The organism is Nocardia noduli (assembly GCF_019038455.1).
Classification (GTDB): Bacteria; Actinomycetota; Actinomycetes; order Mycobacteriales; family Mycobacteriaceae; genus Nocardia; species Nocardia noduli.
The window spans coordinates 118,079-144,760 of the sequence record NZ_JAFMPL010000006.1 but is presented as its reverse complement, the minus strand read 5'-3'; the positions used below and the strand labels follow the sequence as shown (position 1 = coordinate 144,760).

The window sequence follows — 26,682 nt, the reverse complement described above, 5'->3', positions numbered from 1 at the left end:
GGCGGCACGAACTGTGAATGTTCGGCAAGAAACTGGTGTTTCAGATGCACGCGATCGATTGCTGAAAGATGTCCGACAGGTATCCGAAAGTTTCGACTCGACCCGGATCGGCGAGCGGATCCCGGTCGACGCCGTCGCCGCATTGCTTTCGTATGAAAGCATTACGAAAATGCACATGTCGGAAGGAGTTCGGGGACTAGGGTGCGGAGGGATCTTTCAGTAACCGCATCATCACTGGTCACGAGTCTTCGACTCGCACAGTATTGGAGGGGATGGCGAGTGGTCGACAGGTCGGGCGGGAGTGTTTCGGGGATCACCTTGATGCCGCCGACGTTCGGGGAGCTGTTGCGCCGGTTGCGGCACGGTCGAGCGATCTCGCGGGAGAAGCTCGCGATCGGCGCGGGTGTGAGCGTCAGCTATCTCACCCATCTCGAGCGTGGTGAACGTGACCGGCCGACGCGGACCGTGGTGGACGGCCTGGTTCGTCACCTCGACGGTGTGCGGGAATTGGCGCGTCACGACCGCAGGCATCTGTTCGAACTCGCGGGCCTGGTCGAGACCGTCGTCCCGACCGTCGCGCAGTTGCGCGCCGAGATCACGCCGGATATGCGGCGTGCGCTCGACCTGCACGAGCCGTACGCGGCGGCGTATTTCGACTCCCGCTGGAATCTGCTCGCCGCGAACGTGACCGTCGGGGTTCTCTTTCCCGGATTGCGCGAGGAGGCCAATATCCTGCACTGGTTCTTCGGTCACGAACTCGCGCGGCGCGCGGTGGTCGACTGGGAGCGCGCGGTCGCGCTGTCGGTGGCGGGCCTGCGCGGTCGGATCGGTCGCTTGCAGGCCGGTGAGCATTTCGCCGGATTCCTGGGCGAACTCGGGGTGTATCCGGAGTTCCGCGCGCTGTGGGAGCGCGGCGACGTCACGTATTTCAGCGAGCACCCGCACCTGCGATTCCGTGATCTGACAACTGGCGAATGCCGCGATTACGACTTCCAGATCTACAACGTCGACAGCGGAAGCTATCCGGGATGGGTCCATTTCTTCGGGGCCAGGCCCGCGTAGTACGACTGTAACGTGTTCTAGACAATATCCTTATTCTGTCTTAGTCTCGACTCATGTCGACAGAGTTGTCTCACCGACCGCGCTTCGAGCCACGTTCCGGACAGAGTTGGCGTGACCCGTGGCCCATGTATCAGGCACTTCGCGACCACGATCCGGTCCACCACGTGGTCCCGGAGGACGATCCGAGCGGCGACTACTACGTGCTGTCGAGGTATTCCGACGTCTACGCGGCCGCCCGCGACGTCACCGTGTTCTCCTCCGCGCAGGGACTGACGGTGGACTACACCGATCTCGACGAGATCGGCATCCCGAGGCCGCGACCGTTCGTCTTCACCGACCCGCCCGACCACACCGCCTTCCGCAGACAGGTGATGAAGGGTTTCACCCCGCGTCAGGTCCGGTCGGTCGAACCCGAGGTGCGGGCGTTCGTCGTGGAGCGATTGGAGCGGCTGCGCGCGGCGGGTGGCGGCGATATCGTCGTGGACCTGTTCAAACCGCTGCCGAGTATGGTCGTCGCGCACTATCTCGGTGTGCCGGAAGAGGATCGGGCCCGCTTCGACGAATGGACCGATCTCATCATGGCCGCGTCGGCGGGTGGCAGCCCGATGGGCGCCCAGGAGGCCATCGGTGAGTTGATGCGGTATTTCAGCGGACTCATCGACCGTCGCCGCGTCGAACCGGGCGACGACACCATCTCCCATCTGGTCGCCTCGGGATTCGGGGCCGACGGTGACTACGAAGGCATCATCTCGATTCTCGGATTCGCCTTCACCATGATCACCGGCGGGAACGACACCACCACCGGCAATCTGGGCGGCGCGGTGCAACTGCTCGCCCGATACCCGGACCAGCGTCGGCTGCTGATCGACAATCCCGCGCTGATCCCTGACGCGGTGGAGGAGTTCCTGCGCGTCACCTCGCCGGTGCAGGGTCTGGCGCGCACCCTCACCCGCGACGTGGAGATCTCGGGCACCACCATCGCCGCCGGACGCCGGGCGCTGCTGCTGTACGCGTCGGCCAATCACGACGAACGCGAATACGGCCCCACCGCGGGCGAACTCGACGTGCTGCGCAAACCCAAGAGCATCCTCACCTTCAGCCACGGCAACCACCATTGCCTCGGCGCCGCCGCCGCCAGGATGGTCGCGCGGGTCGCGCTGGAGGAACTGCTCACGCGGTGTCCGGATTTCGGCGTCGACATCGAGAACGTGCGCTACGCCCCGGGCAGCTATGTGCGTTGGCCGGATCGGGTGCCGTTCGCGGCCGTGGCATGAGCGGTGGCATGAACGACTGGCTGCGCCCGACCCGCGCCGATATCGCCGCCGAGCAGATACTCGACGCCGCCGCGCGGCTTTTCGTCGAGCGCGGTGTGGCGAATACCGGGATGGGCGAGGTGGCCAAGGCCGCGGGATGTTCCCGCGCGACCCTGTACCGGTACTTCCCGAATCGGCAGTCCCTGCGAATCGCTTTCGTCCATCGCGAAGCGCGCCGCGTCGCCGCGGCCGTCGCACGGGAAGTCGCCGATATCGCCGACCCGCGCGAACGGGTCGTCACCGCGATGACGGCCTCGATCCGGTCGGTGCGCGACGACCCGACCCTGATCGCGTGGTTCACCGCCGGGGACGCGGGGATCGCCAACGAGATCGGGCAGACCTCCGAGGTCATCGAGGCGATCGCGGCCGGGCTGCTCGCCGATGCCGTCACCGACGATTCCCGTCGTTCCCGTTCGGCCAGGTGGGCGGCCCGGGTGATCATGTCGCTGCTCACCGCGCCGGGGCGCGACGGTGACGACGAGCGCGCGATGCTGGAACAGTTCGTCGCTCCCGTCGTGGTCGGGGTCGTGGAAAGCCCTGCGGCGCAGGGTTATCGGGACAGCTGACCGGATACCGGACGATAGCCGAGCCGGACATCGTGGGCGACCTCGCCACCCGCGACCGTGACCCGGCTCGTCACCGGCGGATAGCCGCGCGCGACGACGGTGTACTGCCCCTCGGGCAGATCGGGCACCACGTAACGGCCGTGCTCGTCGGTGCGGGCCGACGCGGTCATATCGCCCGCGGCGTCCAGGACGGTGATCTGGATATCGGCGACGGCCCGATCGTCGTCGGCCATGGCCGATCCGGCGAGTACCGCCATCGGCGCGAGGTCGACATCGTGGCGGAGCAGCCCGCTGTCGGGCACGGTGAGCGTCGCGGCGCAGGGACGCATGTGGTCGGCGATCGCCACGAGGGTGTAGGTGCCGGGCACCACGCCCCGGCACAGGTACTCGCCGTCGCCGGTGCTGACGGCGGCCCCGACCACCTCGCCGCCGGTATCGGTCAGGGTGATGGTCGCTCCCGAGATGGGAGTGCCCTTGCGGGCCGAGCGCACCTCGCCCGACACCTCGCCCGACCCGAGCAGGGGGACGTCGAGGCGTTGTTTGCGTCCGCCGACCGTGACACCGACGGCGGCGGGCTGATGTCCCGTCGTCGCCGCGATCAGGACGTATTCGCCGGGCGCGGGCGCGAGAACGGTGTAGGAGCCGTCGTCCGCGCCGGTCGTGCGCGCGCACTGGCGACCGCACTGGTCGATGAGGGTGAGCGCGACCGCGGCGACCGGATGGCCGTCCTCCCGGTGCACCCGCCCGGAGATCGCACAGCGCTCGGAGGCGCGGATCTCGGTCATCAGGTCGACCGAGGTCGTACCGAGGGAACCGGTCCCGCCGTTGCGGCAGGTCGCCCCGGCCCCCACCCGTTCCGGTTTCGCCATCATCTTGACCGCGGGCTCCTTGCGCATCGGCCCGTCCGCGCGGATCCGCCGGTCGGTATGACCGTGCTCGATGGTCTTCCGGGCGTCTTCCGCCATCGGCTCGACCAGCGCTGCCGCGACGCTCTGTAGCGGGATCTCCTTCATGAACAGCAGCACCGCGCCCGCCAGCACCGCCACGCCCGCGGCGACCAGGAAGACCGACTGCATGGATTCGGTGAAGCCGGTCAGTATCGGCACCCGCAATTCCTCGGGCAGCGCGGCGATGCCGTTGGTGCTGCTCTGCACGGTCGCCAACTGCGCGGCGTCGAAGCCGTCGGGGAGGCGTCCGCCGAACGCGTCGAGGATCCGGTGCGGCAGCAGGTTGAACAGGATCGTCAGGAAGACCGCGACACCGAGGGTGCCGCCGATCTGGCGGAAGAAGGTCGCCGTCGCGGTGGAAACGCCCATATCCGACGGTGATACCGCGTTCTGGGCGGCGATTATCAGCGTCTGCATGCAGCAGCCGAGCCCGAAACCGATGACGGCCCCGCAGGCGAGCGGCTGCCACAAGGGGCTGTGATAGTCCACGCCCGCGTGCAGGGCCGCGCCGAGCGCGATCATGAACGATCCGGTGACCGGCAGCATCTTGTAGCGGCCCGACCGCTTGGTGATCGTTCCGGCGATCTGCGAGCCGACCATGATGCCCGACACCAGCGGCAGCATCAGCAGACCCGCGGTGGTCGGCGTGTATCCGCGTACCACCTGGAAATACAGGGGGACCAGCACGATCGCGCCGAACATCGCGATACCGACGATGAAGCCGCCCACGGTGGCGACACTGAACGTCCCGCTGCGGAACAGTCGCAGCGGAATCAACGCCGCGTCCTTCATTACGAGTTCGACGAAGACGAACAGGGCCAGCCCGGCCGCGCCGATGCCGTAGCACAGCAGTGCGCGATCGGAATTCCATCCCCATTGCCTGCCCTGCTCGGCCACCAGCAGCAGCGGCGCCGCGCACAGTGTGAGCGTCAGCGCGCCGAACCAGTCGATGCGATGACGCTGACGCCGATGCGGAACATTCAGCACCTTCGCGACCACGAGGAACGCGATTACGCCGACCGGGACATTGACCAGGAACACCCACCGCCAGCCCTCGAGCCCGCCGAGTTCGGCGTAATGCGAGAAGAATCCGCCGAGCACCGGGCCGAGTACCGTGGCCGAGCCGAACACGATCATGAAATAGCCCTGGTAGCGCACCCGCTCCCGGGCCGGGACGATATCGCCGATGATGGTGAACGCCAGCGACATCAGACCGCCGGCGCCGAGTCCCTGGAACGCGCGGAAAGCGGCCAATTGGTACATCGAGGTCGCGAAGGTGCAGGCCACCGATCCGAGGACGAACAGTCCGATCGCCAGGAGATAGAACGGCTTTCGCCCGTAGATGTCGGCGAGCTTGCCGTACAGCGGTGTGGTGATCGTCGCGGTGATCAGGTAGGCCGTTGTCGCCCACGCCTGCTCGTCGAATCCGTGCAGACTGTTGGCGATCTGGACGATGGCCACGCTCACGATGTTCTGGTCGAGCGCGGCAAGGAAGATGCCTAGTAGCAGACCGGACAGTATCGTCATGATCTGCCGATGCGACAGCGTCGCGCTCGGATCCGGCGTGGTCGTGGTGGAATTCGTCATTGAAGAGCCCTGGTCCTGTCAGTGGTGTGTCCCCGACGGCATGCCCCGGCGGCGTATCCCGACGGCATGTCTCCGACGCTGTATCTCCGACGGTCTGTCTCGGAGGTGGAGCCGAGTGCTGCGAGCGAAATACCGACCGGCACGGATTTTCGGGCAAGCGGCCTCCCGGCGCATCGTCGCCCCTGGGCAGACGTGGCCGTACGGCACCCGCGAGTCCCGTTCCCCACCAGCAGATTTGATATGGGCGAACCAGCCGGTCGCGGTGGCCCACTATACATACCGATACCGGGTCGGAGGCCGTGTGGTCGGGCGACAGGCCGAGCGAGGTGTGTTCGCGGCCGACGGACCCGGACTACATTCGGAGCGATTGTTCCGGCGGAGGAGGATTCGCGTGCAGTACTACCAGGTGGCCGACGATGTGTTCTGCCTCCGAGGCACCGACGTCAATATGGTGCTCGCGCGCGAGGGCGGTGCGCTGACCTTGATCGACGCGGGATGGTTGAAGGACGCCGACGCGATCGAGCGGTCGGTGCGCGCGCTCGGCCACCGCCCGGAGGATATCGTCGCGGTACTGCTCAGCCATGCCCATCTCGACCACATCGGCGCGCTGAGGCATCTGCACGACCGCTACGGAATCCCGGCCTATACCGCCCCGGCGGAGGTCGGCCACGCGCGCGGCGAGTACCACGAGTCGGCGACACCGCTCGACGTCATCCGCCGTGCCTGGAAGCCGCGAACCCTGGCGTGGGCCGTGCGTATCGCCGCGGCGGGCGGCCTGCGCGAGAACAGCGCCCCGCATATCCAGCCGTTTCCCACCGAAGGCGCCTTGGATCTGCCCGGCTCGCCGGTGCCGGTCCCGTGTGCGGGCCACACCTCCGGACACAGCGCGTTCCACCTGCCCGCCGTGGGAGTCGTGGCCACCGGCGACGCCCTGGTCACCGCGCATCCCACCTCGAATATCGAGGGGCCACAACTGCTTCCGGATTTCTTCAACCACTCGACCGGCGGTGCGCTGGACGGCCTCGCCGCCTTCGACGCGATCGAGGCGGACCTGGTCGTGCCGGGCCACGGCCCGCTGTGGAAGGAAGGCATCCGGCGGGCCGCCGAGATCGCTCGCGGCCGAGCCGCCGGTAACTGACTATTCGTGCCGGAGCGGTGGGCTTCCCGCGCGGCGCGAGGCGGCCGTGTCGACGGCGGTGAACGCCGCCGCGGCGAGGATCAGGATCGCCGAAATCAGTAGTGCCATATCGAGTCCGTGGTGGAAGGCGACCTTTCCGGTCTCCAGTACCTCCGACACCTTCGACGCGTACCGGAGGTACGCGGTGATGTCGACACCTTCGGGGATGCGGCCGCGTTCGACGGCATCGATGGCGTCGGGCTGCAATTCGGCGGGCAATCCCAATTCGCTCATCCGGGTCCGCAGATCGGCGGTGAGGAACGAATTCACCACCGCGCCGAGTACGGCGACACCGACCGCCGAACCGACCTGGCGCATCGTGTTGGTCACCGCGGCGGCCATCCCCGAATGCCGCGCGGGCACCCCGGACAGCACGGACGCGGTCAGCGGCACGACGGCGAGACCGAATCCGGCCCCGGCCACCGCCATCGCCGCCGCGAGCGGCAGATCGTGCAGTGGGCCCGCGAGAACCCGTCGGGTCAGCAGGATCCCGCACGCCCCGACCACGCAGCCGATGATCATCGGACCGTGCGCGCCGCGCCACGCCACCCACGAACCCGCTGCCAGCGATCCGCCGACGATCGCGACGGCCATCGGCGCGAAGACCACCGCGGTGCGCGCGCCCGAATAGGACTGCATCACTTGCAGATACAGCGCGGTGAAGAAGAAGATCGAGAATATGCCGAAATAGACGGCGAAGGCGACGACGAGCGCGCCGCGCACCGCGGGCGGGCGCAGATACCGGAAATCGAGCAGGGGAGCGCGAGCCCGCGATTCGACGGCGACGAAACCGGCGAAGGCGAGCGCGCCGAGCGCGAACAACGACAGCACCGGGGCCGCGGTATATCCCCGATCCGCGCCCGCGGTCGCGGCGTAGATCACCGCCGCCAGGAATGTCGCGCCGAGCAGCAGTCCGGCTCGGTCGAAGGGGCCCGGATTCGGATCGACACTCTCCGGGACCGACCACGCCGCGGCGGCGAGTGCCCCCGCGCCGATGATCAGATTGAACCAGAAGATCGAGCGCCAGCCGAAGGTGTCGACCAGTGCGGCGCCCACCACCGGTCCGGCCGCGAGCGCCAGTCCCGACACCGCCGCCCACACCCCGATCGCCCTGGCGCGCGCCCGCTCGCGCGGGAAGATATGCCGCAGCACCGAGAGGGTGCCGGGTTCGGAGGCGGCGGCTCCGACCCCCATGACGGCTCGACCGGCGATGAGCGCGGGCGTGCTCGCCGCGAGTGCCGCGATCACCGATCCGGCGCAGAAGACGACGAGTCCGACGATCATGACCCGCTTGCGCCCCCAACGGTCACCGAGTGATCCGCCCGCGAGCATCAGACCGGCGAAGACCACCGTGTAGGCGTTGACCACCCATTGCAGCAGGACCACGTCGGCACCCAGCTCGCGCCGGATATCACCGAGTACGACGCTGACGATGGTGGTGTCGAGGAAGGTGACGAACAGCACGGTGGTGACCGCCGCCAGCGCGATCCGCGGTCGTGCCGTGTCGTGCGCGTCGTCCCTGGACCCCACGCGCACAGGCTACTGGCCGAAGTCGTCGGTCGGAGCTACCGTGTCGGGCAGCGTCACCGCACCGGCGAGGCGAAGTAGGGTTGTTGCGGTCGCCCCTCGGCGCGTCCGCGCAGTTCGGGACGGTGATCGCCACCCCGGAGGGCGTCCGGCACGGCTCGTCCCGGGGTCGTTCGAATCGCCTGCCGGGATGAGTCACAAGGCGTTGTGAATTACTCCAGCAGTTTCGGAACGCGTATTCAACTTTTCCATCGGCGCGAGAATCCGTAGCTTGCGCCGCCGGTGTCGACTTATCGTGGACCGGCGTCTCATCGACGAGGTGACAAGGAGTGGGAATGACGGTTTCAGACAGTAACTCGCTATTCGAGGACCTGCTGGTCTCGGCGAACCGACTGTCCTTCGATCCCCGAAACCCGGCTGTCTACGAGGTCGATCTCGATAACGAGGGTTCGTACGGAATGTCGCCCGAGTGGTCGCCGCTGTTCGGGACCCGGACCTGGGCCTCCCTGTCGGAAGCGGAGCGGTCGGAGCTCACCAGAAGTGAGGTCGCTCAGTATCTGGGCGTCGGTATCTGGCTCGAATTGGGACTACAGGTGGCACTGTTGCGGCGCAATCACAGCGCCGATCCGTCCCGGGCCGACGTCAGATTCCTGCTCAACGAATGCGCGGACGAGAATCTGCATTCGTTGATGTTCGTCAACGCCATCAGCAGTATCGGTGCGCGGTTCTACCCGCGGGACCGGTCGTTCGGCGTTTTCGGTTGGCTGTTCCGCACCTTCGCCTGGTCGGAGGTGGCATACGGAATCATTCTGGCGGGCGAAGAGATGTTCGACGTCATGCAGCGCGACTGGATGGCGAGCGACGATGTCGCCGCCCCGATTCGCCGCACGTCGTATATTCATGTCGTCGAGGAATCCCGGCATATGCCGTTCGCGCGGCGAAATATTCGCGATTGCCTCGCGGGTGCGTCGGCGTTGCGACGGTCGTTCAGCTCCCTGATCATCGCGATCGGAACTCATATCATCGCCAAAGGCCTGATCAACCGCCGGGTCTACGAAGACCTGGGATTCGACTGGGAGGTCGTGAAGCGTGAGATCGACGGCAGCGAGCATCACCGGATGATGTTCCGGAAAGCGGCCGAGCCGTTCATCGAATTCTTGAGCAAAGAAGGTCTGCTGACAGGCGGCGCTCGATGGATCTACCGCAAGTCGAACCTTCTCTAGAAATGTGAGCGATCTTGACCCACGTTATTCTGGGCCACTGCTGCAAGGATGCGTCGTGCGTGCGGGTCTGCCCGCAGAACTGCATCCATCCGGCTCCGGGCGAGGTCGGGTTCGACACCGCGGAGACGTTGTTCATCGATCCGCGGTCGTGTATCGACTGCACCGCGTGCGTGGAGGCGTGCCCGGCCTCCGCGATCAAACCCGCACGTGACCTCACCCTGCTCGAGCAGCGTGACGCCCGCCGCAACGAGGCGTTCTTCCTCGGCAGGACGATCATGTCCGGCGTGCCCGCGTCCAGGGACACCGACCGGAAGGCGCTCGGCAGCCCCGGCGGCCGCCTGAGCATCGCCGTCGTCGGTTCCGGCCCGGCCGCGCTGTATTCGGTCCGCGAGATTCTGCAACGGTCGGGTTCGGTGCGCGTCACCGTATTCGAGAAATTCGGCGAGACCGGCGGTCTGCTGCGTCGCGGGGTTTCGCGTCACCATCCGCGAGTTCGCGAGATGGATCGGTTGTACGACGTTCCGTTCAAGGACGATCGCGTTTCGGTCGTCTACGAGACCGAAGTCGGCGTCGACGTCTCGATCGAAGATCTCCGGCGAGATTTCGATGCCGTGATACTCGCCTGCGGCGCTTCCGAGCCCCGGTCGTTCGGCCCGGCGGATCCGGAACTTTCCGAGCGTTTCTACCAGGCCATCGATATTCTCTCCTCCGATAACCGAGGTCTTCCCGTTCCGATTCGCCCCGAAGGGCTCGGCCCGCGGTGTCTGGTCGTCGGTGCGGGGAATGTGGCGCTGGATATCGTCCGCTATATCGCCGAGCGTGGCAGCACGGATCCGGTCGATGACGCGGTGACCGATGTGGTGATTCTGGCCCGGTCGAATCGCGTGGCTTTCACCCCCGCCGCGTTCGACGAGATCGCGGATCTGGACAATGTGAACCTCGCCATCGATCGGGCCGGAACTCCGGTGGACATATTCGGCTCCGGCCGTTTTCTTCGGGATGTGCCCGGCCTTGGGTCGGTGGACCTCTCGGATCCCGACGATATCGCTGCGAAACCCGGACAGGTCCGGGTGACCTTCTCCTTCGGAAACGAAGTCGTGGATATCGGGCATTCGGATCGAGGGGCGGCCCGCATCGTGACCGCAACGGGGCGAGTATTCGAGTCGAGTTCCGTCATCGGTGCCGCGGGATTCCGAATGAAGGAGATGGACGGCGTTTTCATCGATGAGAACGGTGTGGTGCTCAATCGCCACGGACGGGTGATCTCTCCCCGAACGGGCGACGCCGTCGAAGGCCTGTACGTGACCGGTTGGGCGAAGCGTGGTTCGACCGGCGGAATCGGTGACAATCGGGTGTGCGCGGAAGAAACCGTCGCGCAGTTGGCCACGGATCTCGCGCGTATGTCACCCGGCGCGCTGTTCGAACGTTGACCGATCGCCGAGAGGCGGGCGAATATCCGCTGCGGTGTTCTCCGCCGGGCCGGATCCGTGGTATTCGACCGGATCCGGATTCGCCCGCCGATCAGGTCTGACCGGGGTCGTTGCGTCCGTGGTCGTAGGCGAGCAGGGCGATCGCCGCCCGGCAGATTCCGGTGGAGGTCGCCAGATCGATGGTCGTCAGCTGCGCGACACGCCGGAGCCGATGGTCGACGGTGTTGGGATGCACGTAGAGCCTGCGGGCGGTGCGTTGCCGGTTCATGTCGTTGGCGAGGTAGGCCCGCACGGTGTCGAGAAGTTCGGGATAGCTGCGCAGCGGATCCAGGATGGTGGCGATCCGCCGGGTCACCGACCCGCCCCGGGTGAGTTGGAACTCGATGTCGAGATCCGACATGTGGTACAGACCGGGCGCGCGCTGGCCCGCGTGGATCAGGGTCAGCAATTCGTGCGCCTGATCGGCCGATTCCGGTATCTGCTCGGTGCCGCTGATGACGACCGTCGCGGTGAGGGTGACCTCGGCGGATTCGGAGAGCTCGGCCAGTGTGTCGGCCTCGAAGATCGGGGCGGTCTCCTCGCCGAGCGGGACGAGCAGCGTGCCGCCGGTCGCGCTGAGGACGGCGAGGGCGTGCGGGGAGAAGACCGTCGCTATCGCGGCCCGTAGTCGGCGGAGTCGGCGCCGAGCCGCGACCGTGGCGGTCATGCTCACATCGTTGTCGTCGGGTATCGACAGCGCGACCACCTGGTACGAGTCGGCGACCTGCACACCGGCCTGGCGCGAGAGCGCGGCGCTACCTCGGCCGCTGAGCAGAGCCGAGGCCAGGGTCTCGGCGGCGGAATGCTGTTCCTTCGCGACCAGGAGTTGTTCGGCGACGTAGGCGTCGGAGGCGCCCGCGATGATCGCGTTGAGCATCTCGAGCATGAGATCGCCCGCGATCAGCAGTTCGTCGACGTCGGCCGCCTTCGCGGGCGCGGTCACCAGTCCGAACGCGACCCGCACGCCTTCGTGGCAGGCACGCAGGACGGTGCTGAGCGGCACGCCGTCGTGTGCCCACTGGGTCGCGGCCTCGCAGACGACGCCCAACTGGTCGGGGCCGGGTACTTCGCGCTTGTCCAGCATTTCGGTGACGAGTTCGAGGCAGGTCCGGGTGAGCTGGGTGACGTCTTCGCGTAACTGCTCGGCGGGCAGCGGGCCGGACGGGGTCACCGAGGTTTGGAAGGATCGGAGCACGTGTTCGGCGATCCGGTCCGCGTTGCGCAGCGGTGTCGATGCCGCGCGCCCGCCGATCCGCAGTACCGACCGGGACCGACCGTGGGGCCGGTGCGCCGTGGAGTAGGTCATGACGTGTCGCTCCCATGCCGTGCGGGCGTGCCAACCTGTGCCCGAATGGTTCGGATCACGCGAAAGTGCCGATGTACGCGCGCCGCGAACGCGGCACGACCACCCGGCGCAGTCTGACCTGAGAGTCGCCTCGGATTCGCGCTCGACCTCGGCGACATCGAGTATGGAAACTGCATTCTCTCTGGGGAGAATATAACAGTCTGATCCCAGAACGTACAGGGCCTCGGGAGAACTGTGTTCCGGGTTGCCCGAAGGTGCTTCGGCGCAGTTGGGACCGCATTCGCCCCGCATGTCCATCGAGGCCGATGTTTGCTGGTGCGAGCCTGGTGCGGTGCTCGCCTCGGCGGTTTGAGTCATTGCGAGAAAGATGTACTGACTATTTCACCATGTGGCAGCTGCGCGTATGTCGAATACGAGAATTACATTCTCATATGCTTTGTACGCGCTCGCTGTCCGGTAGCGCCGCGGTCGACGAGGCGGGACCGAACACGTCGTCCCAGTGCCGATCCAGCCGCTGTCGCGCCTGCGACACCGTCACCGCGCCGAGCCCGCCGTGCTCGTCCTCGGTGAGCAGATCCAGCTTCCGCAGAGTGCGCAGGCCGTCGCGGATCTCGAAATCGAAGGTGGTGTCCCACCGCTGCCGGAACCAGCCCTCGATCCGTTGATCGAGTTCCACGGCGGTGAGCGGGCGCTCGGCGGTGCGGAGGAAGTGGTAGGCCAGCACGGTCTCCTTCACCTCGGATTCCTCGGCGGCACCGAGCAGATGGTGGAAGACTCCGGCGTCGTTGTCCAGATTGCGGAAGTAGAGGTGTTCGGACAGCGTCTTCATCAGTTCGATCTTGCGGTTCTTGAACTTGGAGAACTGGCGCACCAGATAGCCGCCGAAGGCCGCCAGCCCGGCGCCGAGGGTGACGAGCGCGGTCTGATCCAGCCGCACCGATTCCTCACGGAGACCGACCCAGAACGCGAGCAGCAACACCAGCAGTCCCAGCGAGGCGACCAACTTGGTGACCAGCACGATGATCCCCGAGATCACCGCGGGCACGCCGATCAGCAACTTGTCCAGCGGTCTCATGCGCACGCGGACGCGCGGATACAGCATCTCGAGGTCGTTTCTCGGGACGTTCTGGAACAGTTTCAACAGAACGCCGCCGTTGGGCCGATCCCCGTCCGGCTCCGCGCGCTCGGTGAAGGCGATGTAGACCAGAACCTTGGAATAGCTGGTGAATTCGATGCTGCGTCGCCGCAACCCGTAGAGCGACTTCACCTGCTCGCTGCGCTGTGTCACTCCGCGCCGGAAGAACATCACGGTGTCGATATCGTCGTCGTCGACTTCCAGCCGCACCTTCACCAGGGAGTGTTCGGCGAAGGCGCGGTCGATCTCGGCGGCGTCGATGCGCGTGAAGTCGGCAGCCTCGGCGAGCGCGACGAGTTCACGTTCGACGATCGCCCGCGCCGCCGCCCGGTCCCGCGCTGTCGCCGCGCGGATCATCCGCACGTCCTCGGCCGGATCGACCAGTTGATAGGCATCGAGCGCGGCGTCACCGCGCGCGTGGAATCCGTAGTGCACCAGGGCCGCCAGCAGACGCGCGAACTCCAGGAACGATGCGCGCTCCCCGTCGGGCAACTCCTCGGCGCACAGCGAGATCACCGCGCTCTTGCGAAACGGCAGGAAGTGTTCGGTATCCATCGGCAACTCCTTGTCGGCGGGCGGGCCCGTCGGATTCCATCACGGCAGGACGCGGATGATCGACCGCCCCATGACCGTTCGGAATCCCGACACGGCGTGGGTGCTTCGGCGGCCCGCGATATCAGTCGGCGTTCGTCGGTGATCGGCGCGGTGACTCGGCCCACGGGGGTAGGGGTTCACGCGCGGAACACCACCGCTGCGGTACACCACGTAGTCGACCGTGCTGCCCGACGCCGGTACGCGCCGCGACAATCCCCCCGACGATCGCCGCCGTCGTATCCACATCCCCGCCGGCCTCGACGCACGCGGTGACGGCGGACGGATAGTCGTCGAGGAAGGTCGCCGCCGCCCACAGCGTGAACGGCACCGTGTCCGCGGCGCTGACCTGCGCGCCGTTGCCGAGCTGATACGCCGCTTCGGCGACCGATCGGCCCAGTAGTGTCCCGGCGCGTCGAATGCCGTCGGCGGTCCGTCCGTCGACCAGATACGGCTCGACCGCCCGCAGCAATTCGTCGGGCGCGCACGCGCTCGCACGGGTCGCCGCCGCGTGACTCGCCGCGACCGCGACCGCCATCGCGCCCACGATCGCTTCCGGATGCCGATGGGTGACCTCGGCGGACAGCGCGGCCTGCGCCGCCGCTCGGTCCGGGTCGCCCGCGAAATACGCACCGAGCGGCGCGACGCGCATCGCCGCGCCGTTGCCCCAGGATCCTCGCCCGTCGAAGCCCGCGCCCGCCGCGTCGGCCCACGGGCGTCCGTCGCGGATCTCGTGCAGCACGACGACCGTGCCCGCGCCGTAACCCCGATAGGGTTCGCAGCGCTCGGCGAACACGGCGGCGAGCCTGTCCCGGTCGATCCGGCCGTGTTCGCGGAGTTCGGCGTACACCGAACAGGCCATCTCGGTGTCGTCGGTCCACGGCCACGGAGGCGCGGGCGTTCGGCCCGCGAGAAATTCGGTCACGGAGGTGCCGGGGACGAAGAACTGAGCTCCCAGCGCGTCGCCGACGGACAGGCCGTCGAGGCTGTCACGGGCGGGATCGGTATTCGGCATGCGGGAGTAATCCTGCCAAGCGGGACTGTCGTCCGCAAGACGCTCGCCCCCGCGCGCGAAATCGCCGGCTGGTCAACGCTCGGTATCGGTTCCCGCGCTCGCCGCCGGGGCGAACAGGGGCGGGAGGAAGTGGATCATCAGCGTCGACCAGGTGAGGTGGGTGATCATCGGCGCTCGCACCCCGCCGGTCCAGCGGCGTTGCGCACCGAACAGGGCGCCCATCACGGCTGCGGCGAGGACGAGGGCGGGATTGCGGGTGGCGGCGGTGGTGCCCATGTAGACCAGGGTCGACACCGCGATCGGACGTTCGGGGACGGCGGCGTAGACGGCGCCGCGGAAGAAGATCTCCTCGGCCGCGCCGTTGGCGAGTGCGATCAGCAGCACCGGAGGAGTCGAGCCACGTTCGGCGTACTGGAGGACACCCGCGATCGCGTTGCGCAGGAAGGGGATCCGCCGGACGACCAGCGCACAGCCGTAGAAGACGCCGAAGGCGCCGACTCCGATGACGACCGGGGTGAGCACCTGCCGCTTCGACGGTCCGGCCGCGGGCGGTGTCGCGGCGAGGCCGCCGAGGGTGAAGGTGGCGGCGGTGGCGAGGGTGAAACCGTAGAACTCGGCGCTGTCGGGTCGCGAGGCCAGCGACGCGCCGAGCAGTCCGGTGCCGACGCCCCAGACGCCCGCGGTCGCGAGCCGATACCGGTCGCGTCCGTCGGTCATCCTGCGCCACGGACGTTTCGCGCTGCGGTTCATGAGGAGGGCCGCACTCCCGCCCGCTCGGCGAGGGCACGCAGTACCGCGTCGTCGTAGCCGATCGGCTCGAAGGGCACCAGCTCCCTGATGGCGGTATCGCGGACGAGCACCTCGTTGACCATCGAGTCGACCAGTGAGCGTCCGGTGCGGTTGTCGACATCGGTGACCAGCGACAGCCACGCCGACGACAGCCGTGGCGACAGCAGGGGAACCGGAACGACCAGCAGCGGCCTGCCCTCGATCCCGGCGACCCGGCGCAGCATATCGATGTATTCCAGGACATCGGGTCCGCCGATGTCGAAGGTGCGCCCGGTCGCTTCCTCCCGGTCGAGGACGCCGACCAGGTATCGGATCACGTCGTCGACCGCGATCGGCTGGGTCCGGGTCCGCACCCAGCGCGGGGTCACCATCGCGGGCAGGTGTTCGACGAGTTGCCGGGTGATCTCCCAGGAGATGCCGCCGTGGCCGACGATGATCCCGGCGCGCAATGTGGTGACGGGAACGCCCGCGGCGCCGAGCAGTCCTTCGACCTCGCGGCGGCTGCGCAGATGCGCGGACAACTGGTCGCCGTCCTCGCCGAGGCCGCCCAGGTAGATGATGCGCCCGATACCCGCCTCGGCGGCGGCTCGCCCGAAATTGCGCGCAGCCTCGGCATCGCGGCGCTCGAAATCGGCCGCGGCCAGCGAATGGACGAGGTAGTAGGCGGCCTCGATTCCGTCCATGGCCGCGCGCAGCGATTCCGGGTCGCCGACGTCACCGCGTACCGGCGCACCCGCGCCCCGGTAGGTGTCGGGATGCCTGGTCATGGCGCGGACCGTGTGCCCGGCCTCCTCCAGCGCCGGGCACAGTCGCCCACCGATGAAACCTGTCGAACCCGCGACGAGCACGGTCATCTCGCATCCTCTCCGTGACGGGAGCGGACCGGGCCGGGCCGACCCGGGGTGGTGCTCCTGCCACACTACTGAGACCGGAGCGCGCCGCGGGCGTCGATCACAGGGTGCGCGCGATGATCTCCTTCATGATCTCGTTGGTACCCGCGTAGATCATCTGTACGCGGCTGTCGACCCACATCCGTGAGATCGGGTACTCGGTCATGTAGCCGTACCCGCCGTGCAGTTGCAGACATTCACTGGCCACCGACAGCGCGCGGTCGGTGGTCCACCACTTGGCCATCGCGACGGTGGGAATGTCGAGTTCGCCCGCGATGTGCTTGACGATGCAGTCGTCGGCGAACACCCGAGCCACCCTGGCCTCGGTCGCCACCTCGGCGAGTTTGAATTTGGTGTTCTGGAAATTGAAGACGCTGCGGCCGAACGCCTCGCGCTCCTTGGTGTAGCGCACGGTGTGCTCCAGCGCCGCTTCCATCCCCGCCACCGAACCGACGGCGATGATCAGCCGTTCCTGCGGCAATTGCTGCATGAGCTGGAAGAAACCCTGGCCCTCGGCGGCGCCGAGCAGGTTGGTGACCGGGATCCGGACGTCCTCGAAGAACAGTTCGGAGGTGTCCTGGCCCTTCTGCCCGATCTTGTCGAGCACGCGGCCGCGACGAAAGCCGGGACGGTCGGCCTCGACGAGCACCAGGCTGATGCCCGCGGCGCCCTGGCTGGTGTCGGTCTTGACGACGACGATGATCAGATCGGCTTGCGCGCCGTTGGTGATGAAGGTCTTCGATCCGTTGACGACGTACTCGTCGCCGTCGCGGATCGCCTTGGCCTTGACGTTCTGTAGGTCGGATCCGGTGCCGGGCTCGGTCATGGCGATCGCGCCGACCACTTCGCCGCTGGCCATCTTCGGCAGCCACGTCTGTTTCTGTTCTTCGGTGCCGTAGTGCAGCAGGTAGTGCGCGACGATGCCGTTGTGCAGGCTCTGACCCCACGCGGTGTCGACGACCCGTGCCTGCTCCTCGATGAGGACGGCCTCGTGCGCGAAGGTGCCGCCACCGCCGCCGTACTCCTCGGGGATGGACAGGCAGAGCAGGCCGAGTTCGCCCGCCTTGTTCCACAGCTCCCGGTCGACGTGATGCTGCTGGATGTACCTGTCGACGTTCGGTGCGACCTCCTTCTCGAAGAACGCCCGCGCGAGGTCGCGCAGCGCGTCGAGATCGTCGTTCATCCACGGGGACCGGTGCGCGGTCATCGAGACTCCTCAGGCTCGGCACAGCACTGGGTACATATTTGTAACCAGAATTAGCGGGTACAGTGTGTCCCATATGACGCCGGGAGGCAAGGAATACGTCTGAGCGGCCCGAAAGGTCGGCTAGCGTGATCGGTGTGACAGATCAGCGCTGGACCGATACCGCCGTCACCCGGCGTTCGGGCAATCGCGGCGAAGACCGTCGCATGGCCATCATCGATGCCGCCGTCGCCGCCATCGAGGAGCAGGGGCCCAACGCGCTCACCGGCCAGATCGCCGATCGCGCCGGTCTCAACCGCACCCACTTCTACCGGCATTTCGCGAGCAAGGAAGAACTGGATCTGGCCATCGCCCGGCGCGCGCACGAGGAGTTGACCGAACGCATCCGCGCCGCGCTCGCGATCGACGGCACCCCGCTCGACATCATTCGCGCACCGGTCGCCGAGCACGTCGGCTGGGCCAACGAACATCCCAACCTGTACCGGTTCCTGCTCGGGCGCAACTATCGCCGCGGCAACGACGATCCGAGTGTCGGCGGCAGCGCCTTCGCCTCCGAGATCTCGGCCGCCGCCACCCGCTACATCCCGCGTTTCGGCGCCGACCGCGCGGCCGCGGACCGGCTGGTCGTGGCGCTGCTCGGTCTCATCGACGCCTCGGTGCGCTGGTGGTTGACCCATCGGGGCAGCACCGAGCAGGAATTGGTCGAAACCCTCGTCGTGGAATCGTGGTTGCTCATCGACCATCGCCTGCGCGCGCTCGGCATTGCCATCGATCCCCGCGCGCCGCTGCCGCCCCCGTGACGTTCAGCGTCGGCCGAACGCGTCGATCGCTCGCATGATCGCCTGTCCCATCGCCGCGCTTCCGGTGTGCCCGGCGTCGTCGACGATCTCGAGTCTCGCCTCCGGCCACACCTTCGCCAGTTCCCACGCGGTGGTCAGCGGCGAGCCGAGGTCGAGTCGGCCGTGGACGAGCACGCCGGGAATGCCCGCGAGCGCGCCCGCCTCCTGGAGCAGTTGCCATTCGGTGAGCCATGCGGCATGGGCGAAATAGTGCGCGCAGATCCGCACCATGGCCAGCATCGCGGTCTCGGACTTCGCGCCGTACTGGCCGGGAGAGCCCAGGTTCTCGTGCGCGATGACGGCGTCCTCCCACGCGCACCACTGCCGCGCGGCCCGCATCCTGACGTCGGGGTCGGGATGTCGCAGCAGGCGGTCGTAGGCGACGACGAGGTCGCCGTCGCGGTCTTCGGGCGGGACACCGTCGCGGAAGATCTCCCATTCGGCGGGTAGCAGCCGGGCCAGCCCGTGGTAGAGCCAGTCGATCTCCTCCAGTCGCGTCATGGTGACGGCGACGAGCACGATCGCGTCGACACGTCGCGGAAACCGCTCGGCGTAGGCGAGTGTCAGTGTCGCGCCCCAGGATCCGCCGTACATCAGCCAGCGCTCGACGCCGAGATGTTCGCGCAGTCGTTCCATATCGGCGAGCAGATGGTCGGTGGTGTTGCACGCGAGGTCGACATCGTGCCCGGAGGCATGCGGGCGACTCTCGCCGCATCCGCGCTGATCGAAGAGGATGATCCGGTAGACGTCGGGATCGAAGGTCCGCCGCGATCCGCGGGTGCCGCCGCCGCCCGGCCCGCCGTGGACGACGACGGCGGGCTTGCCCTCGGGATTTCCGCTTGTCTCCCAGTAGATCTCGTTTCCGTCGCCGACGTCGAGCAGGCCGGAATCGTACGGTTCGATCGGCGGGAAGCCGAGCGCGGGCGGGGTTTCGGCGGTCTCTCGGGTTGTCGCCATGAGGTCCATCCTGGCCGTCGGCGCTCGGACACGCCAGGCGCGCGTTGTCGGGGGATGACGGCGCCGCGGCGCGTACCTGATAATATAAGTAGAAACTTATAAAAGGAGGTTGTCATGACATTGCTGACCGATCCGGCCGCCGTGGCCGGCCTGGTGACCCGCGAGGTCCGCTCCGGCTCGCGCGCGGGCACGCCGACGCGGATCGCCGTGGCGCGGCGCACGTACCCGACCGACCAGGCCGATCTGTGGGACGCGCTGACAAACGCCGAACGGCTGCCGCGCTGGTTCATGCCCGTCAGTGGCGAATTGCGGGTGGGCGGGAGCTATCAACTCGAAGGCAACGCGGGCGGTGTCGTCGAAGTGTGCGAGGAGCCGAAGCGGTTCGCGGTGACCTGGGAAATGGGGCCGCAGGTGTCGTGGGTGGAGGTGAACCTCAGCCCCGAGGGGGAGGGCACCCAGCTCGAACTGGTGCACGAGGCCGAGGTCGATCCGGAATTCTGGACGCAGTACGGACCGGGCGCCGTCGGCGTGGGCTGGGATCTGGCGCTGATGGGACTCGGACTGCATCTGTCGACCGGCGAGGCCGTCGATCACGCGGCGGCGGAGGAACTCCACACCACCCCCGAGGGCATCACCTTCATCAGGACCTGCGCGAGCGGCTGGGCGGACGCGGCCATCGGCGACGGTGACGATCCCACGGAGGCGTATACCGCCGCCGAGCAGACCATCGTGTTCTACACCACCGTTCCCGAGGACGGTCCCGAGTCCTGATGACGGCGGCGGCGAAGATCTTCGAGGCGCTGGGCGATCCCGTCCGCCGCGGCATCCTCGAACTGGTGGCGGGCGGCGAGATGTCGGCGGGCGCGGTGGCCGAGGCCGTGCGCGCGTACGCGCCGATCTCCCAGCCCGCCGTTTCCCAGCATCTGAAAGTGCTGCGGGAGGCCGGGATCGTGACCGTTCGGGCCGAGGGCACCCGCCGGATCTACGCGATCGACACCGCCGGGATCGAGGTCGCCAGGACGTGGTTGGGCGGCCTCATCCCCTCGATCGAACTCTTCGCGCAGCCGCTCGACGCACTCGCCACCGAGGTCGCCCGTGGAAAACGCGCGGCGCGCCGAGCCGGGTACGAGCACGATCGGGGAAGCGCCGGAGGTGAGGACGAGGGCGGATCGCGGCGGTTGGGTTAGATTTCCTCCGGGTGCTCGGCGATGGTCGTACCGGGTCGACGCCTAGCATCGGAAGAGAAGATGCTGGTCATCGGCATCGGGTCGATCGCGTGCGGTCGGCACCGAATGCGGTGAGCGGTGATCACGAGTCACGGAGGTTATCGAGATGACATCGCCGAGAAGGTTCGGTGCGCCCGATGCGAAGAATCGCACGGTCCTGCTGGACGCCGCCGAGCAGCTCATGCTCGACGAGGGCTACGCGGCCGTCACCTCGCGCGCTGTCGCTCGCAAGGCGGGCCTGAAGTATCAGCTCGTCTACTACTACTTCCGGACCATGGACGATCTGCTGCTGGAAGTCTTCACCCGCCGCGCGGAGGAGGGCCTGGCGCGGCAAGCGGTCGCGCTCGCCTCGCCCAACCCGCTGCGCGCGCTGTGGGAATTCAACACCGAGGCCGCGGCCGCCGCGCTCACCATGGAGTTCGCCGCATTGGCCAACCATCGCAAGGTGATTCGGGCCGCCATCACCGACTATTCGAATCGCTTCCGCGAAGCCGAGATGGTGGCGCTACGCGAATTCATGGAGAAGTACGACGCGCAGGAGAAGACCTGGCCCGCGGAGGTCGTGGTCGTCGCGCTGTCGGGTGTCTCACGGTTTCTCATGCTCGAGGAATCGCTCGGGGTGCACGGCGGACATGCCGAGACCATGGAATTCGTCGAGAAGCGTTTGCGTCAGATGGACGAACCGAGTTCGACCACACCGTGATTCGAGTATTCGATCGCCTGTGCCGCGACGTCGGGACGCAGGCGATCGACTCGGTCGACCCGGGTACGGGTCAGTGGTGCATCGCCGGTGCGGGACGTGAACTCTCCCTGCTCCCGGCGGGCGTTTCCGGTGCGAACCGCACGCGGCTGTCGTGACGCTCGCGCGGTTTCATGGCCGTGGCGACGAGCAGCAGCAGTGCGATGACGATGACGGTCGTGATGAGTCCCCAGAACAAGACGTGTTCCCGCTTCCTCGAACCGGTCCGGGCAGGCGGCCCTCCGGTGGTTGAATTCTGATCTGGCACAGTTACTTCGACGCCGTTGTCTGGTTCGCTGATTCTGTCACAGAGGTTCCGGCGGTGGGGCGGCGAACCGGCCGTCCAACAACGCCGAGCGTTCGTCGAACAGTCCGGCGTTCTCCGGCGCGGCACGCTGGCGCGCACGTCGCAGCATGGTCCGCAGACCCGCGACGACCATCGGCGAGCGGGCGACGAAGAGGATGTCGTCGACGCCGGTCCGGAGGAATTCCTCGCATTCGGGCAGGGGGATGACGAGTCGCGGCACGCCGTCCCGGTCGGTCAGGCGCAGCGGTCCGTGCGGCATCGCCGCCACCCGTCCGAGCAGGTCACCCAACCCGTCGAAGGTCTGCACCGCCGTCGCCGGATCGTTCACGGCCGCCGACAACGCGCGTAACGCGACGTCGGCGAGCAGGCGGAAAGCGAACAGCGGATCCTGTTCGAAGGTGCGTTCGTCGCCGAGGGTCAGCCCGCGCAGGACGACGTCGCCGGGAAGTGCACCACCGTGCACATCGGCGACGGGATCACCGAAATGCAGTGTGGCGCCCGGAGCTTCGCGCAGCACGATGACCACGTCGGCGGATCGGGCCGCGTCGACCAGCCGCTCGGTCCGCACCCGCTGCAACACCGCGGGCGGATGGGGCCAGGTGACGGTGGCGCGCGGCGGCGGCAGTGGGGCCGCAGCGACCTCGGTGCCGTCGCGGACGTAGAGGGCGTCGAGCACCCCGCGCCCGCGCGCGGCGATCGAGCCGAGCGCGGGCGCCAGCTGAATGGCGGAGAAGGCGCGCAACTGCAATGTCCGCAACAGCGCGATCAGTACGAGCAGCAACAACATCGCGAGTATCGGCACGGCCACCGAGACATCGGCGCGCTTGCCGATGCTCAGGGCGGCCGTGACGCAGAACACGACGAGGCCGACGGCGAAGCCGAAGGTACGCCAGACGATCGGGTCGTCGCGGAACAGCATCAGCCGCGGCGAGAACGTGGTGCTCACCCACTGGACGACCAGGAACAGCACGGAGAAGATCAGCGCCACCGCACCGAGGAGTCCGAGTCCGATCGCCAGCAGCGTGTCGATGACCTGGGCGGACGGCGCGCGCGGCCCGCGACCGATTCTCGGTACCGACGCGCCCGCGCCCAGCCCGGCCAGGACGAAGACGAGCTGGGTCACCCCGGCGCGCAGGCGACGGCGCGCGCGGATCACCCGGGTGGGCACCGTCGGCCCACCGGCTCGACTGCCGGGGCGCGACGCCCCGGCGGCTTCGAGACAACGACCATGCGCCGTGCTACTCGCGCGAGAGCATGGCGACAGCCTCGCGCTCGAGATCGACGTAGGGCTCGCCGCTGACATCGACGGCGACCCGGTGCAGGGTCCCGCCGGTGAACGACCACGGGAATTCACCCGAATAGTCGTCGGTGACGGCTTCGGCGTTGTCGCGGCCCGCGTGCAGGCCCGTCCCGGCGATACTGAATTTGCCCGGCTGAGTACGGATTCGGCCCTCGCCGACCTTGCGATCACCGTAGTAGAGGCTGATCAGCCCCTGGGCGGTGCCGGGCGGATCCTCGCCGTCCTTGTCGAAGGACGCGGCCAGGATCAGGTCGCGGCCGGTCGGCAGATCCTCGGTCGCGCTGATCCGCTGTTCCTCGCTGCCGAGGAAGTTGTAGACGTAGTGCAGACGATTGTTCTTCACATAGAGCGCGTGCCCGCCGAATCGGCCACCCTGGGAGAACAGCACACCGGAGGCGGTCGGACCCGGCAGGTCGACCAGCGCGCCGATCGAGTAGGAGCGGTTGCGGATGTTCACCGCGACCGACTCCGGCACCTCGGCGCCGCCGGGGCGGTACACGTAGCGGTTGCGCGGTGGCGCGAGCTGGGGACGGGTGGTGGTGAGGATCTCCACGGCCGAGCGGTCGTCGAGCGGGAACGCCTGGTTCACGCCCGCCTCGTAGAACCACAGCCCGATCAGTTCGGCGAGTCTGCCCGGTTCCTCGGCGGCGAGATCGTGCATCTCCGAGCGGTCCACCTCGGTGTGGTACAGCTCCCAGGTGTCGTCGGGGAAGTTGCTCCAGCCGCTGAGCGTGGGGTGGGTGGTGACGGCCTTCCAGCCGTCGTGCCAGATCCCGCGTCCGCCGAGCATCGAGTAGAACTGCGTGTGCTTGGCGGTCGGGATATTGGCGGCGTCGAAGCTGTAGCGCATGCTCACGCCCTGCAACGGCACCTGGGTGTGGCCCTTGACCATGTCGGGCAGTTCGATGCCGAGGCAGTCCAGCAGGGTCGGCACCAGATCGACGGCGTGGTGGTACTGGTCGCGGATCTCACCGTGGGCGTTGATCCCGGCGGGCCAGGAGATGACGCACGGGTCGCAGGTGCCACCGTTGAACGAGTACCGCTTCCACATCTTGAACGGGGCGTTGAACGCCACCGCCCACCCGTTGGGGTAGTGGTTGTAGGTCATCGGGCTGCCGAGCTGGTCGAGTGCGGCCATATTCTCGGCCAAGTCGTCCGGGACGCTGTTCGCGATCTTGTTCTCGTTGACCGAGCCGTCCGAACCGCCCTCGCCGCTGGCTCCGTTGTCCGAGACCACGACGATCATGGTGTTGTCGAGTTCCTCGATACTCTCCAGATAGTCGAGCAGTCGCCCGATCTGATCGTCGCAGTGCGAGAGGAATCCGGCGTACACCTCGGCCATCCGGGCGAACAGTCGCTTCTCGTCGTCGTCGAGGCTGTCCCACGGGCGGGTGTAGTCCAGCGGCGGGAACGGCTGACCATCCGGCCCGCTCCTGGTATCGGGGGTGCCGATCGGATTCAGCGGCGGCAGTTCGGTGTTCATCGGGACCAGGCCCATCTGCTTCTGCCGTTCCAGGATCTCCGCGCGCATCGCCTCGTAGCCCGCGTCGAACCGTCCCCGGTAGCGCTCGATCCATTCGCGCGGCGCGTGATGCGGCGCGTGCGCGCAGCCGGGTGCGTAGTAGAGGAATACCGGACGGTCCGGGGCGATGGACTTGACGTCATCGATGTACTCGATGGCCCGGTCGGTGATGTCGACGCTGAGGTGGTAGCCCTGCTCCGGCGTCGACGGCTGTTCGACGGGATGGTTGTCGTGCACCAGATCCGGATACCACTGGTTGGTCTCCGCGCCGAGGAATCCGTAGAAGCGCTCGAAACCGCGACCGACCGGCCAATTGCGTTTGGTGGACGCCAGATTCATCTCGTCCTCGGCGCACAGATGCCATTTGCCGACCATCGCGGTACTGAAACCCTGGTCGACCAGGACCTCGGCGAGAGTGGCGCATTCCGGGGGAATGTGGCCGTTGCCGCCGGGGAATCCGACCGCGGCCTCACTGATGCAGGCCATGCCGTTGGTGGTGTGGTTGCGGCCGGTGAGCAGACAGGAACGGGTCGGCGAGCACAGCGCGGTGGTGTGCCACTGGCTGTAGCGCAATCCGTTGGCGGCGATCCGGTCGATATTCGGCGTCTCGATCGGGCCGCCGTAGCAGCTCATCGCGCCGAAGCCGACGTCGTCGAGCACGATGTAGACGATATTGGGCGATCCCGGCGCTGCCTTGGGCTGCTCGTAGGGGCCCCAGTCCGGGATCGAATCACGGATATCGAGGTTGACCACACCGCGGAAAGGAACTGCCATTGGTGTTCTCCTCATTGATGGACGGCCCCCGACGGTTCGCCCCCCGATCGAACGTAAGCGCCCACCTTCCGGCCCGCCTCACCCACGATGGGTGAGAACAACTTTCGGGTTTCGAAACCGGGAGTTGTCCGCTACCGGGCTTCGAACACGGTCGACCAGTCGTCCTTCATGCTGACCACCGTCCAGCCTTCGGCGTCGGCCGCTTCGAGTGCCTGCTCGGAACCCGACTCGTAATCGAACTCGCGGTCGGGGTCGTCGTGGAGCACCAGCATCCGCAGCGACGGAACACCGTCGCGCTCGGTGAATCGCAGCATCGGGATATCCCCGTTGGTATTTCCCACGGCGAGCAGGGGGCGTCGGCCGACTCGGCTCCAGATGCGCACGGGTTTCTCCGGACCGTCGTCGAGGAAATCCAATTCCGCGGTGTGGACGACCGTGCTGTCCTTCCATGCCAGCGAGACGCTGCTGCCGATGACCCGTTCACGGGGGATGCCGTACATCTCCTGACTGATCGGCCGCATGAAATCGCGACCACCGCCGGAGGCGATGTAGTTGGCGAATCCGTTGGCTTCGAGCGCGCCGAGCAGTTCGACCATCGGCGCGTAGGCGCACGCGGTGTACGGGCGGGCGAGCGTCGGGTGTTCGGTGGTGCGCAGGAACCGGTCGGCCTGGGCCTCGAATTCCTCCACGGTGACTCCGGCGAACGCCGTGAGCATTCCGGAAGCCAGGACCGCGACCTCGCTGTCGTCGCCGCGATAGTGCTTGGTGATCACCTCGTTCAGCCAGTCGTAGTCGCGCGTGTAGGCCGCCTGCCAGGGCTGGCGAGTCCGAAGGGCGGGCACCTTCTCGCACATCGCGACCAGCCGACGCAGGATGAAGTCGAGCTGGATCGGCATCGGCTTCTCACACCACAGCGTGCCGTCGTTGTCGAAGACGGCGACCCGATCCTCGGGCGGTACGCCCTCGGCCGCCACCCGCTCCACGAAATCGAGCACGGCGCGTTTGGCCGCACCCTCCCGCCAGCTGGGCAGCGGGTCGCCGCCCGGAGCCGCTGCCGGGGAACTCGAGGAGGCGCGGACGGTAGCCGCCGCCGGATTTTCCACCACCATGGACCGACTCCTTGTTCGAGCTGCCGAGGCACTGGATGCGACTGTGGCGCAGTCGTGGAACCACGGGCATCACCCCCTACGGGTGACACGCGCCGATACGGCCGCGGT

The 26,682-nt window shown here is 67.4% G+C and carries 23 protein-coding genes; 10 read left to right on the top strand and 13 right to left on the bottom strand.

The features are described 5' to 3' along the window. The first annotated feature begins 321 nt into the window (after positions 1-321). The 3 genes from JZ792_RS06655 to JZ792_RS06645 are packed head-to-tail and all read left to right on the top strand — an operon-like array spanning position 322 to position 2,941. The gene (locus JZ792_RS06655; protein ID WP_254189398.1) at positions 322-1,062 is read left to right on the top strand and encodes a helix-turn-helix transcriptional regulator; all 741 of its coding nucleotides are present in this window, start codon (positions 322-324) and stop codon (positions 1,060-1,062) included. 53 nt (positions 1,063-1,115) lie between these two features. Further along, the gene (locus JZ792_RS06650; protein ID WP_216907899.1) at positions 1,116-2,336 is read left to right on the top strand and encodes a cytochrome P450; all 1,221 of its coding nucleotides are present in this window, start codon (positions 1,116-1,118) and stop codon (positions 2,334-2,336) included. Positions 2,337-2,344: 8 nt separating this feature from the next. After that, positions 2,345-2,941, top strand: a complete 597-nt coding sequence (locus JZ792_RS06645; RefSeq protein WP_254189397.1) for a TetR/AcrR family transcriptional regulator — start codon at positions 2,345-2,347, stop codon at positions 2,939-2,941. Here the strand turns inward: JZ792_RS06645 and JZ792_RS06640 are convergent. After that, positions 2,926-5,475: an MFS transporter gene (locus JZ792_RS06640; RefSeq protein ID WP_216907895.1), complete on the bottom strand. Its 2,550-nt coding sequence runs from the start codon at positions 5,473-5,475 to the stop codon at positions 2,926-2,928. The two genes, JZ792_RS06645 and JZ792_RS06640, sit on opposite strands and share 16 nt — an antisense overlap. Before the next feature lie 391 nt (positions 5,476-5,866). Here JZ792_RS06640 and JZ792_RS06635 point away from each other — a divergent pair, with 391 nt between their 5' ends. Further along, positions 5,867-6,613, top strand: a complete 747-nt coding sequence (locus JZ792_RS06635; protein WP_216907892.1) for an MBL fold metallo-hydrolase — start codon at positions 5,867-5,869, stop codon at positions 6,611-6,613. Here JZ792_RS06635 and JZ792_RS06630 read toward each other — a convergent pair whose 3' ends face one another. Continuing rightward, positions 6,614-8,182 carry an MFS transporter gene (locus tag JZ792_RS06630; protein ID WP_308165176.1) on the bottom strand — a complete coding sequence of 523 codons (1,569 nt, stop codon included), beginning with the start codon at positions 8,180-8,182 and terminating at the stop codon, positions 6,614-6,616. Positions 8,183-8,514: 332 nt separating this feature from the next. Here JZ792_RS06630 and JZ792_RS06625 point away from each other — a divergent pair, with 332 nt between their 5' ends. Together JZ792_RS06625 and JZ792_RS06620 are read left to right on the top strand one after the other, a co-directional pair. Then, positions 8,515-9,402, top strand: a complete 888-nt coding sequence (locus JZ792_RS06625) for an AurF N-oxygenase family protein (RefSeq protein ID WP_216907890.1) — start codon at positions 8,515-8,517, stop codon at positions 9,400-9,402. A gap of 14 nt (positions 9,403-9,416) precedes the next feature. Then, positions 9,417-10,832, top strand: coding sequence for an FAD-dependent oxidoreductase (locus JZ792_RS06620; protein ID WP_216907888.1), 1,416 nt, complete (start codon positions 9,417-9,419; stop codon positions 10,830-10,832). Between the two features lie 91 nt (positions 10,833-10,923). On the opposite strand, the gene JZ792_RS06615 is transcribed toward JZ792_RS06620, so the two are convergent. From JZ792_RS06615 to JZ792_RS06590, 6 genes are all read right to left on the bottom strand, one after another. Further along, positions 10,924-12,177 (bottom strand): PucR family transcriptional regulator, encoded by a 1,254-nt coding sequence (locus JZ792_RS06615; protein ID WP_216907886.1) that lies wholly within the window; start codon positions 12,175-12,177, stop codon positions 10,924-10,926. 427 nt (positions 12,178-12,604) lie between these two features. Then, positions 12,605-13,867 (bottom strand): TMEM143 family protein, encoded by a 1,263-nt coding sequence (locus JZ792_RS06610; protein ID WP_216907884.1) that lies wholly within the window; start codon positions 13,865-13,867, stop codon positions 12,605-12,607. A 121-nt stretch (positions 13,868-13,988) separates the two neighbouring features. Then, a complete protein-coding gene (locus JZ792_RS06605; RefSeq protein ID WP_216907882.1) occupies positions 13,989-14,918 on the bottom strand; it encodes an ADP-ribosylglycohydrolase family protein in 930 nt (309 codons plus the stop codon). Between the two features lie 72 nt (positions 14,919-14,990). Next, the gene (locus JZ792_RS06600; protein ID WP_254189396.1) at positions 14,991-15,668 is read right to left on the bottom strand and encodes a CPBP family intramembrane glutamic endopeptidase; all 678 of its coding nucleotides are present in this window, start codon (positions 15,666-15,668) and stop codon (positions 14,991-14,993) included. Continuing rightward, positions 15,665-16,561: an NAD(P)H-binding protein gene (locus JZ792_RS06595; protein ID WP_216907880.1), complete on the bottom strand. Its 897-nt coding sequence runs from the start codon at positions 16,559-16,561 to the stop codon at positions 15,665-15,667. Before JZ792_RS06595 ends, JZ792_RS06600 begins: the two co-directional genes overlap by 4 nt. A gap of 97 nt (positions 16,562-16,658) precedes the next feature. Further along, positions 16,659-17,804 carry an acyl-CoA dehydrogenase family protein gene (locus JZ792_RS06590; RefSeq protein ID WP_216907878.1) on the bottom strand — a complete coding sequence of 382 codons (1,146 nt, stop codon included), beginning with the start codon at positions 17,802-17,804 and terminating at the stop codon, positions 16,659-16,661. 134 nt (positions 17,805-17,938) lie between these two features. Between JZ792_RS06590 and JZ792_RS06585 the strand changes: the two genes are divergently transcribed. After that, on the top strand, positions 17,939-18,601 hold the full coding sequence (locus JZ792_RS06585) for a TetR/AcrR family transcriptional regulator (RefSeq protein WP_216907876.1): 663 nt from the start codon (positions 17,939-17,941) through the stop codon (positions 18,599-18,601). Positions 18,602-18,604: 3 nt separating this feature from the next. Here the strand turns inward: JZ792_RS06585 and pip are convergent, their stop codons facing one another. Further along, positions 18,605-19,597, bottom strand: coding sequence for a prolyl aminopeptidase (gene pip, locus JZ792_RS06580; protein WP_216907874.1), 993 nt, complete (start codon positions 19,595-19,597; stop codon positions 18,605-18,607). A 114-nt stretch (positions 19,598-19,711) separates the two neighbouring features. On the opposite strand from pip, the gene JZ792_RS06575 reads away from it, so the two are divergent. From JZ792_RS06575 to JZ792_RS06565, 3 genes are all read left to right on the top strand, one after another. Beyond that, entirely contained in the window at positions 19,712-20,368 is a 657-nt protein-coding gene (locus JZ792_RS06575) for an SRPBCC family protein (RefSeq protein ID WP_216907872.1), read from the top strand. After that, the gene (locus JZ792_RS06570) at positions 20,368-20,784 is read left to right on the top strand and encodes an ArsR/SmtB family transcription factor (protein WP_216907870.1); all 417 of its coding nucleotides are present in this window, start codon (positions 20,368-20,370) and stop codon (positions 20,782-20,784) included. The genes JZ792_RS06575 and JZ792_RS06570 overlap by 1 nt, the downstream gene beginning before the upstream one ends. A 145-nt stretch (positions 20,785-20,929) precedes the next feature. Then, entirely contained in the window at positions 20,930-21,526 is a 597-nt protein-coding gene (locus JZ792_RS06565) for a TetR/AcrR family transcriptional regulator (RefSeq protein ID WP_216907868.1), read from the top strand. A gap of 70 nt (positions 21,527-21,596) precedes the next feature. On the opposite strand, the gene JZ792_RS06560 is transcribed toward JZ792_RS06565, so the two are convergent. The 4 genes from JZ792_RS06560 to JZ792_RS06545 all read right to left on the bottom strand — a co-directional run bounded on the left by JZ792_RS06560 (position 21,597) and on the right by JZ792_RS06545 (position 26,574). Then, entirely contained in the window at positions 21,597-21,761 is a 165-nt protein-coding gene (locus JZ792_RS06560) for a hypothetical protein (protein ID WP_216907866.1), read from the bottom strand. A 106-nt stretch (positions 21,762-21,867) separates the two neighbouring features. Beyond that, the gene (locus JZ792_RS06555; protein ID WP_216907864.1) at positions 21,868-23,037 is read right to left on the bottom strand and encodes a DUF2254 family protein; all 1,170 of its coding nucleotides are present in this window, start codon (positions 23,035-23,037) and stop codon (positions 21,868-21,870) included. Positions 23,038-23,107: 70 nt separating this feature from the next. Further along, positions 23,108-25,465 carry an arylsulfatase gene (locus JZ792_RS06550; RefSeq protein WP_216907862.1) on the bottom strand — a complete coding sequence of 786 codons (2,358 nt, stop codon included), beginning with the start codon at positions 25,463-25,465 and terminating at the stop codon, positions 23,108-23,110. Between the two features lie 131 nt (positions 25,466-25,596). Then, positions 25,597-26,574 carry an HAD family hydrolase gene (locus tag JZ792_RS06545; protein ID WP_216907860.1) on the bottom strand — a complete coding sequence of 326 codons (978 nt, stop codon included), beginning with the start codon at positions 26,572-26,574 and terminating at the stop codon, positions 25,597-25,599. Positions 26,575-26,682: the final 108 nt, after the last annotated feature.